The 15,898-nt window shown below is 59.8% G+C and carries 15 protein-coding genes; 7 read left to right on the top strand and 8 right to left on the bottom strand.

Annotated features, from left to right (window positions below; all coding sequences use genetic code 11):
- Positions 1–93 precede the first annotated feature (93 nt).
- The 4 genes from EGH25_RS09750 to EGH25_RS09765 are packed head-to-tail and all read left to right on the top strand — an operon-like array spanning position 94 to position 3,945.
- On the top strand, positions 94–1,458 hold the full coding sequence (locus EGH25_RS09750) for a sulfatase (protein WP_266088060.1): 1,365 nt from the start codon (positions 94–96) through the stop codon (positions 1,456–1,458).
- Positions 1,459–1,483: 25 nt separating this feature from the next.
- Positions 1,484–2,632, top strand: a complete 1,149-nt coding sequence (locus EGH25_RS09755) for an alpha-1 4-glucan-protein synthase (RefSeq protein WP_266088062.1) — start codon at positions 1,484–1,486, stop codon at positions 2,630–2,632.
- 57 nt (positions 2,633–2,689) lie between these two features.
- Positions 2,690–3,733 (top strand): lysylphosphatidylglycerol synthase transmembrane domain-containing protein, encoded by a 1,044-nt coding sequence (locus EGH25_RS09760; RefSeq protein ID WP_266088064.1) that lies wholly within the window; start codon positions 2,690–2,692, stop codon positions 3,731–3,733.
- 59 nt (positions 3,734–3,792) lie between these two features.
- The gene (locus EGH25_RS09765; protein WP_266088066.1) at positions 3,793–3,945 is read left to right on the top strand and encodes a hypothetical protein; all 153 of its coding nucleotides are present in this window, start codon (positions 3,793–3,795) and stop codon (positions 3,943–3,945) included.
- 8 nt (positions 3,946–3,953) lie between these two features.
- Here the strand turns inward: EGH25_RS09765 and EGH25_RS09770 are convergent, their stop codons facing one another.
- The 4 genes from EGH25_RS09770 to EGH25_RS09785 all read right to left on the bottom strand — a co-directional run bounded on the left by EGH25_RS09770 (position 3,954) and on the right by EGH25_RS09785 (position 7,965).
- Complete coding sequence (locus EGH25_RS09770) at positions 3,954–4,394, bottom strand: universal stress protein (RefSeq protein ID WP_266088068.1); 441 nt, start codon at positions 4,392–4,394, stop codon at positions 3,954–3,956.
- A 45-nt stretch (positions 4,395–4,439) separates the two neighbouring features.
- Positions 4,440–5,522 (bottom strand): sulfite exporter TauE/SafE family protein, encoded by a 1,083-nt coding sequence (locus EGH25_RS09775; protein ID WP_266088070.1) that lies wholly within the window; start codon positions 5,520–5,522, stop codon positions 4,440–4,442.
- Between the two features lie 175 nt (positions 5,523–5,697).
- The gene (locus EGH25_RS09780; protein WP_266088072.1) at positions 5,698–7,590 is read right to left on the bottom strand and encodes a cation:proton antiporter domain-containing protein; all 1,893 of its coding nucleotides are present in this window, start codon (positions 7,588–7,590) and stop codon (positions 5,698–5,700) included.
- A gap of 78 nt (positions 7,591–7,668) precedes the next feature.
- On the bottom strand, positions 7,669–7,965 hold the full coding sequence (locus EGH25_RS09785) for a translation initiation factor eIF-1A (protein WP_266088074.1): 297 nt from the start codon (positions 7,963–7,965) through the stop codon (positions 7,669–7,671).
- Between the two features lie 76 nt (positions 7,966–8,041).
- Here EGH25_RS09785 and EGH25_RS09790 point away from each other — a divergent pair, with 76 nt between their 5' ends.
- Entirely contained in the window at positions 8,042–9,082 is a 1,041-nt protein-coding gene (locus EGH25_RS09790) for a CNNM domain-containing protein (protein WP_266088156.1), read from the top strand.
- Here the strand turns inward: EGH25_RS09790 and EGH25_RS09795 are convergent.
- Entirely contained in the window at positions 9,079–10,308 is a 1,230-nt protein-coding gene (locus tag EGH25_RS09795; RefSeq protein WP_266088076.1) for an NAD(P)/FAD-dependent oxidoreductase, read from the bottom strand. The two genes, EGH25_RS09790 and EGH25_RS09795, sit on opposite strands and share 4 nt — an antisense overlap.
- A gap of 109 nt (positions 10,309–10,417) precedes the next feature.
- Here EGH25_RS09795 and EGH25_RS09800 point away from each other — a divergent pair, with 109 nt between their 5' ends.
- Positions 10,418–11,926, top strand: a complete 1,509-nt coding sequence (locus EGH25_RS09800; RefSeq protein WP_266088078.1) for a phosphoenolpyruvate carboxykinase (ATP) — start codon at positions 10,418–10,420, stop codon at positions 11,924–11,926.
- A 62-nt stretch (positions 11,927–11,988) separates the two neighbouring features.
- Complete coding sequence (locus EGH25_RS09805) at positions 11,989–12,945, top strand: ferritin family protein (protein WP_266088080.1); 957 nt, start codon at positions 11,989–11,991, stop codon at positions 12,943–12,945.
- Between the two features lie 9 nt (positions 12,946–12,954).
- Here the strand turns inward: EGH25_RS09805 and EGH25_RS09810 are convergent, their stop codons facing one another.
- From EGH25_RS09810 to EGH25_RS09820, 3 genes are all read right to left on the bottom strand, one after another.
- Complete coding sequence (locus tag EGH25_RS09810; protein ID WP_266088082.1) at positions 12,955–14,307, bottom strand: sodium-dependent transporter; 1,353 nt, start codon at positions 14,305–14,307, stop codon at positions 12,955–12,957.
- A 22-nt stretch (positions 14,308–14,329) separates the two neighbouring features.
- Positions 14,330–15,289 carry a PrsW family intramembrane metalloprotease gene (locus tag EGH25_RS09815; protein WP_266088084.1) on the bottom strand — a complete coding sequence of 320 codons (960 nt, stop codon included), beginning with the start codon at positions 15,287–15,289 and terminating at the stop codon, positions 14,330–14,332.
- 94 nt (positions 15,290–15,383) lie between these two features.
- Positions 15,384–15,896 carry a YbhB/YbcL family Raf kinase inhibitor-like protein gene (locus tag EGH25_RS09820; protein WP_266088086.1) on the bottom strand — a complete coding sequence of 171 codons (513 nt, stop codon included), beginning with the start codon at positions 15,894–15,896 and terminating at the stop codon, positions 15,384–15,386.
- Between the last annotated feature and the right edge of the window lie 2 nt (positions 15,897–15,898).

The following is a 15,898-nucleotide window of genomic DNA, read 5'->3' on the forward strand; positions in this document are numbered from 1 at the left end:
GTACGTCGTTTTGTACCGGGCGTATAGATACAACTACCGGTTCGCGGACGACAAACCGAAGTTACTAACTGTGGGCTGGAACCCTAATAGGTCATGCGGGACACCGTTCCGGAGAAGAACGTCGTCTTTCTCGTCCTCGACTCGCTCCGGAAGGACAGGACATCCGCGTACAACGAAGACGTAGAGTTTACCGAGAGTATAGGCGAGGTCGCCGACTCGTCGGTCGTGTTCCAAAACGCCGTCACACAGGCTCCTTGGACTCTACCCTCGCACGCATCGATGTTCACGGGCGAGTACCCGTGGGAGCACGGGACGACACACGCGAGAAGCTACTTTCCGTCCGACTCAGAGACGTTCGTATCGGGGTTTCAGGACGCGGGGTACACGACCGCCGCTATCACGCCCAACGTCTGGATTACGCCGCACAAAGGGATGACGGGCGACTTCGATCACGTCGAGAACTTCCTCGGAAAGGCGGACAACCGGCTTAGCGTCGCCCTCTCGCGCCTCGGTGCGAAGGCGTACCACAGCCTCGACGAGGTGACACGCCGGGTTCTGGGAAGGCAGATAGACCGTCTTTTCAGGCTGTTCGACGTCGACGACTCGTGTAAGTCTGAGGAGACAGTCCGTGAGGTGGAACGTTATCTCGACGGCCGCGACGCCGACGAGAGGTTCTTCCTCTACGTCAACCTGATGGAGCCACACGAACCGTACAGACCGCCTCAGAGGTACGTCGAGAAACACGGTGTCGACGACGACGCCAACGTACCGCACAGGCAGAAGGACGTCTTTACGCAGGACGAAACCGACTTCGACAGCCTCAGGAGGCTCTACGACGCGTCGGTGGAGTACACGGACGACCTCGTAGGAAGGATCACGGATGCGCTCCGGCGGAACGGTATAGACGAGGAGACGGTCGTCGTCCTTCTTTCGGATCACGGTCAGGCGCTCGGCGAGGACGACGGCTTCGGTCACCAGTTTACGGTCGCCGAGCCTGTGGTCAACACTGTTCTGATGATCGATCACCCCGACATACCTCCCGGCACCGAGGAACGTCCTTTCGAACTCAGAAGGCTGAACGAACTCGTTCCTTACTACGCGGGGATAGCGCCGCGTCCGGACGATATCTTCGGCGACGTTGTAAAGGGCGGATTAGAGTTTCCCGAAAACTTCACCGGCTATATCCCCCGTGAGAGCTGGGATGAGTACTACCGTAAGTACAGGTACGCAAAAAAGGACGGAAAGAAGGTCGTCAAGTCGGTCGGCGAGGACGGCGAACCGCGTTACGAGGCGTACGACCTCGAAACCGGCGAGGAGATACAGGTGCCCCAGGATCTCGCCGACGAGGTCGACGGAACCTCCGTCGACGCGTCGCACGAGGACGGGAGCGGTTCGGACGACCGCGACGAAGCCGACGAGGCTGTCAAACGCCGTCTAGAAGACCTTGGATACAAGTAGACCGTAGACGAGGTTACAGATACATATGACCCAGCCAGATATCTGCGTCGTCGCACCGACCGTAAGAAACCCGGAGTTCATACGTGAGTATATCGAGAACGCACGCGCCAACGGCTTCGACACCGACAGGCTCCACGTCGTTCTCGTCACCGAGGACTTCTGTGACAAGGAAAGCATACGCGCGACGCTCGACGAACTCGGTGTCGATGGAAAGGTGTTCGGAGGTACGGAACGCGAAGACTGGTACGAACAGAACGGTATAGAGGACTACTCGGATCTCGTACCCGCGGCTTCGCACGCCGAGACGAGCTTCGGTCTTCTGTACATCTGGGCGAACCCGCGTTTCGAGTACGGCGTCTTCCTTGACGACGACACACGACCGCACGACGAGTTCGACTTTTTCGGGACGCATATGGATCATATCGGCTCTCAGAAGGAGGTCGAACACGTCGGATCCGACGAGCAGTGGGTAAACGTACTCTACCAGAACGTCGACGAGCACGGTCTGTACCCGCGTGGCTATCCGTACTCGGCGATGGACGAGACGGTTCAGACGGAGACACGGCGTACGGACGAGATAGTCGCCTCTCAGGGTCTCTGGACGGACGTCCCTGACCTCGACGCCGTCCGTATACTGATGGACGGCGACCTACGCGGACAGGCGCAGACACGTACGAGCGCAGGCGACTTCACGGGGAACTTCGCAGTCTCCGAGGGTAACTACCTCACCGTCTGCTCCATGAACCTCGCGTTCCGCAGGGAGGTGGTACCCGCGTTCTACCAGATGCCTATGGACGACAACGAATGGGATATAGGACGTTTCGACGACATCTGGTCGGGTCTGACGTTAAAGAAGGCGGCGGACATGCTCGACAAGACGGTTCTCACGGGCTATCCGTTGTGTATACACGAGAAAGCCGAACGGAGTACATTCAGCGACCTCAACAACGAGGTTCCTGCGTTGGAGCTAAACGAGCATTTCTGGGAGGCGCTCGATAAGGCACCCGACTCGGCAAGCAACTACTTCGAAGCCTACGAGGAGATGGTCTCTGCCGTCGACGCGTACGACTTCTCGGACTACGGTAACAGCGGCTTCATAGACCTTACCGTCGAGAAGATGTCCCGGTGGCTGGAGGCGTTGTCGGCGCTCGAAACAGGTGGTCGGACGGCGTGACGACCACGGGCATCCGAAGGAGCGGAGACAAAAACACGGGGATGGTTCGGACAGACGATGTCTGAAGACACGCTCAGGGACTCCCTCGTAGATATAGGCTGGAGGGGATGGGTCTGGGTCGGCGTCTCGGTGGCGTTACTCGCCGGTCTCGTCTACATCGCCGACTTCGGCGAGTTCGTCACCTCCGTCCGACGCGCCGATACCTCACTGTTCTTGATCGCGCTCGGACTCGGTCTCTCTTCACTCCTCGTCTGGGCGTGGGTCTGGCACCGTTTCTTTGAGAAGGTCGGCATCGAATCCACGTCTTCTGAGACGGTACGTATGTTCCTGACGGGGAACTTCCTAAACTCTATCACGCCCCTCGGTCAGTTCGGTGGCGAGCCTATAATGGCTTACATCGTCTCCGAGACGACCGACGCCGAGTACAAGAGAACCCTCGCATGCGTCGTCTCCGCGGATGTCGTGAACGCGACACCGTTCTTCACGTTCACGCTCGGCGGTATACTGTACCTCGCCGTCGCCGGCTCCCTCCGGGGACCTTTCGTAGATATAGCCGCGCTCGCTGTCGTCCTTCTCGCCCTTCTGAGCCTGACCGCGTACCTTCTCTGGTCAGACAAGCGGGGTTTAGGCGATACGGTCATACGTCTGACCGACGCGCTCGAAGCCCGTCTCGGACGCGGCGAATCCGTCTTCGAGTCGGTGCGCGAGAGCGTCGAAGGTGTCGAAAACGCCTTTCAGGACGCGGGCGACGACCCGCGTTTCCTCATAACCACCGCGGCTATCTCACACCTCGCAATACTCGCACAGATAGCCTCGCTGTACTTCGTCTTCCGGTCGCTCGGGCTACCCACGGAGTTCGTCCCTATCTACCTCATCGTCAACCTCTCCGTCATCGCCACCCTCTCACCCACACCCGGAGGTACGGGGACGTACGAGGCGGCGTTCACGGGTCTCACGACGCTTTTCTTCTCCGTCGACCTGACGACAGCGGTGACAGCGGCGGTTCTCTTCCGCCTAACCACCTACTGGCCCGGAATACCCGTCGGTGCGGTCGCTCTTCTGACGCTTCGGAACAAGATGAAGGCGAACCCCGGAAGCTGAGGAGTCTTCCCGGAGGCACACCAACATTTATATCCCATGATAGAATAGTATAGACCACCATGAGCCTGAGAGACAGAACCGTCGGCGGAGCGGGGTCGAAGAAAGGGGTCGACTCGGTAAAGCTCGTATCCAAGCTCCTGAGAAGACATTACGAAACGTGGTCGCGTCTCTACGTCGAGCAACGTATCGAGATGTTCGAGTCCGACGGTTAGTTCTCGGCTCAGTCACCTCCGTTCAGACTCACCGTAAGAACGGGTACGCGCGAGTTACGTACGACGCGTTCGGCGACGCTTCCTATGAGGTAGTGGTCGACGCCCTGACGCCCGTGTGTACCCATCACGACTATATCGACCTCTTCGTCCTCGGCGTAGTCGAGTATGACACGGTGCGGGATACCCGACTCTACGGCTGTCTCTACGGGTATACCGTCGGGTAGTGACGCTTCGGCGTCCTTGATGGCTTTCTGTGCGCGTTCGCGTTCCGACTCCTCCCATGCGTTGGGAGCCAGACCGCTACTCGGACTTTCGAAACGGTTCCTCGTATCGGCTACGGAGACGACGTGTACGGTTGCCCCGTACTCTAACGCGAGGCTTCCGGCGTGGGAAGCCACACCGTCGAAGCCCTCGCTTCCGTCGGTCGGTAGAAGGATCTTCGTATACATACGGTTTCCTTAACGCCCCTGCGGGTTAAACCGACGGGTTGTGGCTCAGATACCCCCCGTAGCCATGATGAACAGTGCGATCGATATGACGGCGAAAAGAGCCGCGACGCCCTTTGTGAGCGTCCCCGTTTCGAGCGCGTTGGAGACGTACGGCGCTATCTGACCGCCCGTCACCGTCGCGGGTACTGTGAAGACGACCATGTTCCACGGCGTAGACGCGAGGTCGAGTGAATGACCTCCGGGTACCAGACCGCCGCCGAAGACGTGGACGAGCGAGGCGATTATCGCCGTAACAGCCACGACGATATGGTTGGTTCCTATGGCGACACGTACAGGGACGTTGGTTCTTAGCTGTGATATGATACCGAGTTCGCCTATACCGAACCCCGCCAGACCTTGGAACACGCCTCCGACGCTGTAGTTGCCGAAACGTTCGAGGTAGCCCGTCCATGTGTAGAAGTAAGACTCGCCGCCCTGTGTGACACGTGTCACGTCACCCTCCTCGACCTCCACACCAGCGGGTCCGAGCTTACCTGCGTCGTCGGGGAGATCGTCGCCGGAGCCGTCGGCAACGGCTTCGGTCGATCCGTCGTCCTCGGAGCCTTCGCCGTGTGAGATATCCGCCGAGAGGAGGAGGTATGACGCGGCGAGGAGTGCGACGCCCAAGGCGGCGTGGAAAAGAGGCTCGGGAATCACGAACGAAAGCAGTGCACCGCCTATGACGAACGGTATGCTACCCAACACGAGCGTGAGAGCCAGACGTCTGTCGACCAGACCGTAACGTATGAACGCGACCGCCGAACTCGAAAGACCGAACGACTCGCTTATGAGACCCACCTTGACGATGGTCGGCGGTTCGAGGCTATGGGACAGAACCGGGAAGATGAATATGAGGAACGGCACGAACAGAGCCGAGCCGCTGATCCCGACCGTGTTTACGACCGTCGCGCCTAAGAGGAAGAAGAAGAAGAGCCACCAGTACTCGAACCAGTAGCCCGCGCCGGCGTCGTGTGGTACAGGCGCGGCGAGGACGACTATCAGTATGAAGACGATCGGCGACGCAAAGACCAAGAAGTGTTGGTACTTGAGGAACGACTTCTGTACCCGCTGAGACTTGGTTGGTGTCATTTTAGTGACTCAGAACAGGTATCGTTCTACGAACCGGTCTTTTGCGTTCCGTACAGGCGACCTTTCATACGCGCGGCTTTGTGGAACCCGGTAAAAAAAGCTTTGGAGAGCGTCGGTGTCCGGGGTGCCTCGCGCCGGATCCGAAACGGCTTACACGGTCGAAGCTCGCGCGTCTTCAGTCGTGGGGATGCAGACGTTCGATAGCCTCGTCCACGGCGTCTGTTCTTCCGAGAACCGTCAGACGGTCGCCGCTCTCTACCACGAAGTCGAGTTCGGGAACCTTGTTCTCGCCTCCCCTGCTTACGAGGGCTATGACACACCCCTTAGGGAGTATCTCGTCTATCTCGCCCACTGTCTTGCCTACGGTCTCCTCGTCTGTCATCTCTATCTCCTGAACGTCGCCGCTTCTGCCGAGTTCGCCCATCCATTTCGACAGCGCGGGGCGTTCTATGAGGTTGTCGATAGCCCACGCCGTCGACGACGACGCCGCGACCGTCTCTATGTCGAGTTCGTTGAAAGCGCTGAGGTTGTCCGGCTCGTTTACGCGCGTTATGACGCGTTCGACGCCGAGACGTGTCTCCGCCAACTGCGTAACGAGGAGGTTGGTGTCGTCGTCGCCCGTCGCCGCAACGGTTATATTCGCGCGATCCGCGCCTGCGTCACGTAGGTCGCCTATCTCCGTCCCGTTGCCTTCATGTACGGTAAAGCCGTCCTTACGTAGCCTCTCGGCTACGTCGGCGTCGTGTTCGAGTACGACGACGTTCTCGCCCCGATCCTCCAGCATGTTTGCCAGCTCTCTGCCAACGCGACCGCCACCTATTACGATTACATGCATCGGTATCACCTGTAGCTTTTCGGCTATCTGTCGTGCGAAACCGCCTTCGAGTACGACCGTCACGAGTATGACAAGGAACACCGTACCCGCGAGAACACCCGCACCTTCGGGGTTTGACGGTGGCTTCGCGTTCCTGAGTTCGAGCGCAAAAAGCGTCGCGACGCTCGCGGGGATTATACCGCGGGGTCCGACGAAGCTAACGAACAGCTTCTCGTCACGCGTGAGTTCTCCCCCTGTCGTCGACGCAAAGACGAGAAGAGGACGCAGAATGAGTGCGACGAAGCCGACGACGGCAAGACCCGCTAAGCCGAGCGAGAACAGCGTCTCGAACTCTATGAGCGCTGAGAGAGCGATGAAGACGAACGAGAGTACGAGTATCGTAACGTCGCCCTTGAACTCCTCTATGGTGTCCTCGTACGGCAGATCGGCGTTTCCGAGTACGACGCCCGCCGTCGCAACCGCGGCGACACCCGCCTCAGGTTCGAGCGTATCGGCGACGCTGAAGGCGAGAACCGCGCCCGCGAGCGTCATGAGACGCGCGTTCTGAGGCATCCAGCCGCGGGGTAGTTCGACACGCGTCAGGAGGTACCAGATGACAGCGGCGGTTACGAGACCTATGAAGACGCCGAGACTGATACGTTCGACGAACTCAACGAGGTATTCGAGCGCGCTCGCCGACGTTGAGGACAGAAGGCTGAAGAAAACCACAGCGGCGACGGCGGCGGTAACGTCGTTTACGATACCCTCGGTTTCGAGCGCCGCCGCGACGGGATCGCGTACAGGGACGACGTCGAGTATAGGTGTGATGACCGTCGGACCCGTGGCGACGAGAAGAGAGCCGGTCACCGCTGAGATGCCCCATCCGACGCCGAGGAGGTAATGGACGGCGACGGTCGTGCCGACGAACGCGAGGAGAGCGCCGACGGTCACGAGACGGAAGGCGGCGGAGGGTGCCTCACGTACCTTATCCACCTTGAGATGGAACGCACCCTCGAAGACTATGATAGCTACGCTGATACCGACGACGGTCGAAAGCTGAGAGCCGAAGACGTCGAGCGTCACGATAGACAGACCCTTTGGACCGACCGCGACACCCGCGAGTATCAGGAAGAGAACGCTCGGAACACGGAAACGGTCGGCGAGAACCTGCGCCGTGACACCGAGGACGACTATGAGTGCGACTATGAAAAGCGTGTTCGAGGATCCGCCTACGGCTAACGGTGCCGCGATCATACACACGCCTCCGGGGGGGCAGACACGTTCATCGACGCACTAACTGTGTCGCCGGGCTACGTCAATCTGTTGACCGTCTCAGAAGCTGGCTGGGTCTATATGACCCTCGCGCCGGAGCTGGTCGGCGTCCTCCTCCGAGTAGCACCACTCTATGTTAGCCTTCTCGTCCTGCCAGTCCCACGGCTCTACGAGGACGACGTTGCCCTCGTCTATCCAGTTACGGTACTTCATACGTCCGGGTATCCGCCCCATACGGTTCTCACCGTCCTCGCACTCGACACGGACGTGGTTACCCCCGTCGTGTCTGGTTACGACCGCGAACATCTCGTCTTCGTTGGGCATACGTAGGTTCTTGCGCCCTTTTTCTTCACTCATAGTTCACATACGTTCCGGAGACGGTAAAGTGAATCGGAAAGGTTCCGTAGCCTTTTCACCGTAGGAGCCTACATTCCTGCGTATGTTGGAGATAGTCGCACGTCTAACCGCCGGTGTTCTCCTCATACTCGGAAACGCCTTCTTCGTCGCTATCGAGTTCGCGTTGACGCGTGCGCGTCAGTTCCCCGAGGAGGAGTTTGACGAACCCGGTCTTAGACGCGCCTGGAAGATGACCGACGACCTCGAAATATATCTGACGTCGTGTCAGGTCGGTATTACGGCGACGAGTATCGCGCTCGGTATAGTCGCGGAGCCTGCGCTTGCGGCGCTTTTCGAACCCCTTCTGCACGACACCTTTCTCGCATCCCTCGGCGCTGGCGGTATACTCTCGTTCATAATCATAAACCTCGCACATCTCACACACGGCGAACAGACACCGACGTACCTCGGCGTCGAACGGTCGAAGTTCGTCTGCCGTTACGGTGCGACGCCTCTCTACTACTTCGCGTTACTCATATCCCCCGTTATCTCCATCGGTGACACCGTCGCAAAATGGACTCTCTCGCTCTTCGGCGTAGAGATGACGGGGGCTTGGCTCGAAACAGAGGTCGAGACGTTCGAGTCACGCGCCGAACTCCGCGCGCGTATGAGCGACGTACTCGAAAAGGGCGACCTGCCCGACGAGCGCCGCGACGAGGTTCTGGGCGCGCTCGATATAGACGAAAAGACGGTCGGCGAGATAGCCGTCCCCGTGGAAGAGATAGTGACGCTTTCGACGGAGGTCGAAGATGACGAAAACGTCCGTCGTATACAGGAAAGCCCGCATACGCGTTACCCGCTCGTCGGCGACGGCTTTGAGGAGTTCGTGGGTATCGTCTACGCCCCTGCGCTTCTAAGGAGCGACGAACTCGCCGAGGTCGATCTTGAGGAAGCCGCGTCACCCCCGATGACGCTTGCGGGTGACACGACGGTTAGCGACGCCGTCGACATGTTCCAAGCCGAAGGGCACGAACTCGCTCTCGTTATAGACGGCGGCGAAACCGTCGGTCTCGTGACCGTCACGGACGCTGTCGAGGAGATCATGGGCGAACTCAAGGATCCGTTGGACAAGGACTAAGACGGCGACAGAAGCCTCCTACCGACGCGTGCCAGCGCGGGTACGTCGCCGAGATGTATCAGCTTCATCATGGCGCGTTTGCTCCCCTCGTTCGCCTTGCTCAACACCTCGTCATCCGTCGCTCGCAGATCACGCATGAACCTGTCGTACCTTTCGTTCGGAACCTCGTACAGGAGGTTTGCGAGGAGAAGACGTGCGTCGACGTTGGGCGCGACGCGGTCGTGCCAGATGTCGTCGTACAGGGACACCGCCTCCGCGGAGAATTCGTCCGCCTGAAGACACGTGTCTGCGGTGACGCCGGCGGCGCGTCCCGAACGCATACATTTTCCTATACCTTCGCCCCAGACGGGATCCACGGACGGAACCGTGTCGCCGACAGCCATGAGACCCGGCGCGCTCATCGACTCCGGCTTCTGTACGTGCGCCGAACCCCGGTGGTGCGCTCCGTCGATACGTACCGCGTCCTCGAAACGCGGGTCGTTCTCTATCCATCTCTCAAGATAGCCGTCCACCGTCTCGCCATCCGCGCGGCGTTCGTGTACCTCGTTCTGTATGTAACAGACGCCTACCTTCGCCGTATCGCCGCCCGTGTGGAAGACCCACGAGTAGCCTCCCGGAGCTATATCATGGTCGAGCCTCAGCATCATAGCGCCGCGCAGATCGGCGTAGCCGTCGGGGTTCATCGAGACGTTCTCCATCTCGTACTCGACACCTATCGCCTGTCTGTCACGGCGCAGGTCTACGACGCCCATCGGCTCTGCGAGCGCCGCGCTCGGTCCCGTCGCATCGACGACGATCTTCGCGCGTACCTCCTCGTCGCCGTTGTAACGCACGCCGACCGCACGCCCGTCCCCAACGACAGGCTCCGATACGCGCGCACCGAAACGGTACTCGGCACCCTTCCTGCGTCCGTCGTCGACGAGCCACTGCTTGAATGCGCCGAAGTCAAGGACGCCACCCGGGTGCTCCTGAACGTAGTGTGAGTTAGGCGATTCGATTACGACGGAGTCGGTAAAGTTCTGTACGACATCATCCGGAATCCCGAAGGAGGCGAGCGTATCGGGAAACGTTCCCCCCGTCGACTTGTTGCTCGTGCTCGGAAACGCGTCTTCCTCCTCTGTTTCGAGTACGACGACGTCGTACCCCCGTGCTGATACGTCGCGCGCGCACTGTGCGCCTGCCGGACCCGCGCCCGCGACAGCGACGTCATAGGTCTTGTCCGTCATGCAGGGGTGTAGCGCGTCGAACGGCTTAACTTCCCGGTCGTCGTTCGTCGAAGTTCGCGCGGACAGATGACACAGATTTATGCACGAGCGTACGTATACATCCGTAGAGATGTCGACAGATACAGAGAGGGCGGTACGCCCGACGTCTTCGGAACTTCCCGACCCGTCCGACGCACAGAACGTCGTCTACGATCCGCGGGAGGAAAGGCTCCGCGAACTCTCCAGCCACCTCGAAACCACGACCGAGTACGGCTCGCCGTCGTACGTTAGCGGGTACAGGTCGCGTTGCGCCGACAGGACACGTAACGTAGTCGACCACGACTTCGGCGACGAAGACTACGCCTACATCGACGAGGCTTTCGACGCGGCGCGCGGCGACGGTATGGTCTGTGTCGACCGTCGGGTCGGAGAGCATCCCGAACACAGCTACACGTGCCGTTTCTACGTCCCGCGCGAACACGCGCGTATCGCTCTCACGCTTACCAAGCTACTCGACCCCGCCGACGACGACGAACCCGACTTCGTTACGGTGCAGATACCCGACGCCGACGAGACGGCTATACGCGTCCTACCCGACGAAGGTGTCACCGCTGTCGTCGGCACCGACTACTCGGGCGAGGCGAAGAAGTCTTTCCTACGTCTGTTCATGTACCACGTCAAGAAGGCGGGCGGTCTGGGTCTCCACGCGGGAAGCAAACGCGTCACACTCAACGACGACGGGGAGCGCGAGGTCGGACAGCTTTTCCTCGGTCTCTCCGCAACCGGTAAGTCGACGCTCACGGCGCACGGTCTCGGTCTCGAACCTCCTGAGGACGCGACGATGTTACAGGACGACGTATGCGGTCTACTCCCTGACGGAACCGTCGTAGGTAGCGAGGGACGGGGTCTGTACGTCAAGACGATCGGACTCGACGAGGACGAACAGCCTGAGACGTACGCCGCTGTCACGCACGGGTCGGCGGTGTTGGAAAACGTCGATGTCGGGGATGACGGCGCGGTGGAGTTCGACTCCGACAGGTACACGACGAACGGACGCGCCGCGATACTCCGTGACAACCTACCGTCGGCGGGCGAAGGTATCGACCTCGACAGCGTCGATCAGGTCTTCTTCATCACACGTAACCCCGCGATGCCGCCCGTCGCACGCCTCGATCCGTCACGCGCCGCCGCGGCTTTCATGCTCGGTGAGTCGATCGAGACGAGCGCCGGCGACCCCGACCGTGCGGGCGAGTCGGTACGTGTCGTCGGAACCAACCCGTTCATACTGGGTTCGGAGGGCGAGGAAGGAAACCGTTTCCGTGACCTCGTCGCCGAACTCGATGTCGAATGCTACGTCCTCAACACGGGATGCATCGGCGACGAGAACCCGACGGATATCTGCGTCGAAGACTCCGTCACCGTACTGCGCGAAATCGCACGCGGTAACGTCGACTGGCGCGAGAGCGGGACCGGAATGACGGTACCCGAAGATGTGCCCGGGTTCGATATAGAAAGGTTCTCGATCTCCCAAAACATCAAGGACGCCGACGAACGCCTTGCCCGACTCCGCGAGGACAGACGGCGCTACCTCGAAGGCTTCGACGACCTTGACGACGAGATCGTCGACGCCGTATACTGAGCTAATAAGTAGCCGGACATATACGGAGAATCCGTTTTGTACCTGCGGTCGAAGTTTCGTTTATGTCTAACGGATACCGCGGAGGCATGCTTGGGTTCGAGAGCAACCGCCCGTTCAGGTACTTTCAGAACTCGGTCGACCGTTTCTGGAACCCTAACGAGATAAGCTTCGACCAGGATCGGGAGAACCTTATTGAGGCGTACGAAGGTGTTAGCGACGAGGCGGCGAAACAGATGTCGACGGTTATGAAGAAGCTTCTGGGTATGTTCGGTGCGGGTGAAACGTCGGTGACTGAGGACATAGCGCCGTTTGCGATGGCTTTCGACTCGGTCGAGAAACAGATGTTCATATCGTCGCATATGTACGAGGAGGCGAAACACGCGACCCTGTTCGACCGTTACTGGTCGGAGGTCATAAACGCCGCAGAGGAGGCGCACGGACACGAGGTCACGACGCCGAACGACGACCGGTGGTTCTGCGACGAGTACGAACAGCTGTTCGACGCTGAACACGAGGCGACGGAACGTCTCTTGGAAGAAGACACGCCCGAGAACCGTGTACGCGCCTACTGCACCTACCAGCTTACTGCGGAGGGTATCATCGCTCAGACGGGGTACTGGGGTATCACCGAGAACTTCAGCGACCACGCGGGTACTGAGGTCGAGATCGCGGGTGATACAGTCGAGATACCCCGTCTACCCGGTCTCGTCGAGGGTATAGAGAGGATACGTAGCGACGAGGGGCGACATATAGGCTTCGGTATGAACGAGGTGAAGAACCACGTCCAGAACGGCGATGTCGACGAGGAACTCGTGACGAGCACCATCGAGAGGCTTCTTCCTCTCACGATCGAGATCGTCAACTACGCGTACGAGGGTCTCGAAGACCCGACGGTCTTCCCTATCGGACCCGGCGACGCCGCCGAGTTTACGGCGGAGAAGCATCAGGAGCGTATGAGGCAGATACTCGACGATGACGGCGATATACCAGACGTAGAGGAACTCGTCGCGCTCGCCTGATTACGCCGTCTATACCAGAAACCTCTCGGCGAGTCCCCGAACCATCTCGACGTAGTCGGTGATACCGAGGAGGAGCACGAAGACGAGAAATACGACCGCGGGGTAACGAACAGTCCATATCCACGCCTTGCCCAGCCGTCGTGTTCCTTTGCTCCCGCGTAAAGCCTCGTCGAGAGCTTCGTCCCTGTACCTCCATCCGACGTACGCGGTTAGGAGGAGAGAGCCGAAGACGAGGAGCACCCTGTCTATGAAAAGGTCGTAGATATTGAAGACCGAGAGGCTAAACGCCGCCGGGACGCCGACGAGGAAGAGACCGACGCCTACGCTTGCCGTCGTCGCTCTACGCGATCGCGCGAAATCCTCCTGCTCCAACATGTAAGAGACGACGACCTCCAACAGGCTCACCGTACTAAGAAGCGCCGCGACGACCACGGTACCGAAGAAGACGACGCCGACGATACCGCCGCCTGTGATACCGCCAAAAGCGGCGGAGAGGCTGATGAGGACCGTTCCGTGTCCCGCACCCGACGGCGGGACGCCCGCGGTAAACAGTATGGGGAAGACCACGAGGCCGACTACGACGGATATAGCCGTGTCGAACGCGATTATGACACCCGCGTCCTCGATGAGGTTTTCCTCCCTGTCGACGTACGAGGCGTACGTCACCATTATTCCCATGCCGAGTCCGAGGTTGAAGAATGCCTGTCCCAGCGCCTCCGGTAGCACTGTCGACCAGTTACCGAGCAGGAAGCCTATGTCAGGCACGAGGTAGTAGGCGTACGCCTCGCTTGCTCCCGGCAGACCGTATGCGTAGTAAGCCATACCGACGAGTAGAACGATGAGGGTAGGAAGCATGAGCTTAGCGGCTAACTCGATACCTCTACGTAGACCGAGAGCCACGACGACGACGGTAGCCAGCATGAACAAGCCGTGGAAACCGACCGTATCGAGACCGACGGCGACGTCGGCGAACCCCGCCGAAGCCGCCTCGACCGTCGACGGGTAGCCGTCGATGAATCCGAAAGCGCCGTACCGGAGAACCCATCCCGCCACCACGGTGTAGTAGGAGAGGAGCAGAAATGCGGATGCTACGAGGAGCCAGCCGAGGTACTCCCAGATGCCTTCACCTATCTCCATGAGCGCACCTACGACGCTCTTACCCGTCCGTCTGCCGACGGATAGCTCGACTAGTGTGAGAGGAAAGCCTATACCGACTACACAGACGAGGTAGACAAAAAGAAACGTACCGCCGCCGTCCTGACCCACCGCGAAAGGGAAACGCCAGAGGTTCCCGAGACCGACGGCGCTACCGATCGCCGCGAGCAGGAAGCCAGTCCGTGTGTTCCATGTTCCCCCGGTCATAACGAACACATACAGCGCTTTATCATAAGTCTCCTTCCTCCCTTACACCGACTTCGAGTTCGGCACGACGGTACCCTTCTACCAACGAGTAGAGAAAGTAGCCAACGCCCGCGTAGAAACCGATAAGGAAGGCGAAGTTGACCACCTGTACAGCAACCTCTCCGGCGTCTATACCGACGGCGAGAGGCGCGTACGTCATGAACGTGTTGTACGTTCCATGTAGAACCGCGACGGCGACGAGTCCCTTGAAGATCAGGACGCCTGCGTACTCCTTCGTGACGTATGCCAGACCGAGGTAGTAGCCGGCTATACCCGACCACATTACGTGCGCCGGAGCGACACCGGCGCGTCCGATCACGGTTCCGAGACCGCCGCCGCTGATAAGCCCCTCTGTCGCTATGTATAGCGCGTTCTCCGCCGTCGCAAAGCCCAAGCCAGCGAAAGCGCCGAAGACGGCACCGTCGAGCGCCGTACCGAAGCCGTCGGTGTCGAAAGGATAGACGTAGACAGCACCGAGCTTCAGCGCCTCCTCAATGGGTCCGACGAAGAGGAAGAAGAAGAAAGCCATCGGGGCGACGGGCAGAGACTCGAACCAGCCGACAGACGAACTGTTGAGAAAGTACGCAAACGTCGTAGCGACGGTGCCGAGCGCGAACGTAACGGCGATGTAAAGCGCGGGTCTCTTTGCCGTCGGATCAGACTCCCAGACGTAGACGGCTATAAACCCCGCGGGCAGAACCGAAACGACGGCGAAACCGCCGACGATGGGGTTCAGGAAAAGACCCGCGAGCGCGAGCGAGATATTGGTGAAAAGTATGACCACCAGAAGACCGACGGCGACAAGCTTAGCGTTTGTCAAGAGAGCGCCGTACAGGTAGTAGAAGAAGATATCTAGCGCCGACCGAGGCTCCCACTCGGTCACACCGTGAAGTAGGTTCGAACTCCCGCCGTCTTCCCCCCTCCCCCGATTTTTGTCACTCAACCGGTCTGTATATCTTGCGAAAGCTCATAAAGCTATGGTACGTCGAACGTCGATACTTCGGGCACAGGTCGGGGATGAGGTAGAAGAACCCCCCTCAGAAGACAGTACCCTGCTCTGCGTCGTACGTCGTGTCGATCTGCGTCGAAGCCAGTACGTCCGCGTTCATCGCTATAACGCTACCGAGACGTGTCTTACGCGTGTACCCCGGCGCTCCGAGCGACGAGTCGAGTGCGAGAAGCTTGAACCTGTAACGGTGCTCGCCCTCCGGCGGCGCGGGTCCCCCGTATCCGTGTTCGAGGTAGTCGTTGTAGCCGACCGTCGCGCCCTCGCCTTCCCAGCCCTCAGGGAGTGCGTTCACGTCGGCGTCTATGCCCCAGACGAGCCAGTGATCCCACGTATGCCCCGCGACGGGTTCCGCGTCGGGGTCGTCTAACACCAGCACGAGGCTCTCGGCGTCGTCGGGAACACCGTCTACCTCAAGACGCGGGCTTAGGTTCCCGTTCGCCTTCCCGGTCGAGTCGGGGAGACGCCCGCCGTCTCCGGTGTCGGGGCTGGACAACGACAGTTCGCCTTTCTGCTCTACCTCTCCGTTTAGTACGGTTCCCATCT

This window comes from Halorutilus salinus (assembly GCF_026242195.1).
GTDB lineage: Archaea > Halobacteriota > Halobacteria > Halobacteriales > Halorutilaceae > Halorutilus > Halorutilus salinus.